Origin of the sequence: Xanthomonas axonopodis, from assembly GCF_001304695.1 — a bacterium.
Classification (GTDB): Bacteria; Pseudomonadota; Gammaproteobacteria; order Xanthomonadales; family Xanthomonadaceae; genus Xanthomonas; species Xanthomonas axonopodis.
Genome location: NZ_JFAQ01000273.1, coordinates 1 through 1,302, shown reverse-complemented (window position 1 = coordinate 1,302; position 1,302 = coordinate 1). Strand labels below are relative to the sequence as shown.

2 protein-coding genes and 1 pseudogene are annotated in these 1,302 nt (G+C 58.8%); 2 read left to right on the top strand and 1 reads right to left on the bottom strand.

Going from position 1 to position 1,302, the window contains the following annotated elements; translation table 11 throughout:
- Both XAXN_RS19445 and XAXN_RS22215 read left to right on the top strand, forming a co-directional pair.
- Positions 1-238 (top strand): IS3 family transposase (locus tag XAXN_RS19445; protein ID WP_167694838.1); only part of this gene is annotated, 238 nt, incomplete at its 5' end.
- Positions 239-257: 19 nt separating this feature from the next.
- Positions 258-383, top strand: a pseudogene (locus tag XAXN_RS22215) (IS5/IS1182 family transposase); the annotation flags it as partial.
- Between the two features lie 445 nt (positions 384-828).
- Here XAXN_RS22215 and XAXN_RS19440 read toward each other — a convergent pair.
- The gene (locus XAXN_RS19440) at positions 829-1,206 is read right to left on the bottom strand and encodes a hypothetical protein (RefSeq protein ID WP_054320738.1); all 378 of its coding nucleotides are present in this window, start codon (positions 1,204-1,206) and stop codon (positions 829-831) included.
- Between the last annotated feature and the right edge of the window lie 96 nt (positions 1,207-1,302).

Below are 1,302 nucleotides of genomic sequence, written 5' to 3'. Positions count from 1 at the left end.
CTTGGTATGCAGCATGAGTCGGCGCGGCAACTGCCACGATAACGCCCCGGTAGAGAGCTTCTTCGGCCTGCTCAAACGCGAGCGGATCAGGCGGCGGGTCTACCCCACCAAGGACGCCGCACGCGCCGAGGTGTTCGACTACATCGAGATGTTCTACAACCCTAAACGCCGTCATGGTTCAACGGAGGACCTGTCCCCTGTAGAGTTTGAACGGCGCTACGCGCAACGAGGGTCTTGAGTGTCTACGGAACCCTGGGCGTATCAATGCCTGGAATGACCGTGCACGCCGACTCATCATGCACCATGATCGGCTGACCCAGGTTTCCGAGGCTTGGGGATGGCTGGCTGAAGCAAGGGTGCTACTCCGGCGACTGACTGTTTGATTATGTAAACACCCTCTTAGGTCAGCTGCTTCACCCAGCGAATCCACCTGGTACTTATGCACGCGGTTCATAGCAGCCTTCTAGAAAGATATGAGTTGCAAACACACTGTAAGCTGACGAAGCCGATAAGTCATGCAAGGCAGTTTTTGGCCCAGTCGTAATGAGTCCCTGCCGATCCTCGAGCTAGCCGAGAGTCGGAAATCTCGCCACTCCGGGGTGACACCACGGCCACCGGCGCCGGCGAGATCCGTCACCAGCCAGCAAGAGCGGTGCTGGGCCTGCCGTGCCAGCTTGTATCGCCGACTGCCCACATACCCACCACCTCGCTACGTTTGCCATAGAAGGCCGCTTCGTAGGCCGTGGATATATGGACAGGGCCGAATGGTCTTGCGCGCATTGTGCCGCCTTGGTGACAGCTGTGCAGTTGGCCAGGCCGAGGGGCGACTCACACGATCTTGCAAGGGATAGAAGCGTCCTCGTCGAAGCTATAGACGGCGCACAAACGGTGGTAGCCGTCGGCCACTACGGTGCGCTGGCCTTCCTGGCGCACCAGCAGCAACGGTGACAGAGCGGTGCCGGACCGGATTTTTTTGAGGTCCCTTTCCACGTGCGCATTGCTCATTCCTAGCGGCGAGAGGCCGCTGGCGCGCAAGATATCCTTGGCCTTGAAGGCGGACATGGGTGCCGCGTGCAGCTTGCGCACCAGCTCGGCGCAGCGGGCGTCGTCGTACAGCAGATTGAGATAGGACTGCGCAGCCGGATAATCATGTTCCTCCGGTTGAGCCAGCCAGGCGATTGCGTTCTTGTCGGTCTTGTCACCCATTAAAGTGCTCCCTCGTTAGGTAGGTAGTGAACCACTGCTTCTGCAGGCGGTATAGTAATCCCCCCACAGGTTAGTTGACGCCAGAAGTGGAATTTT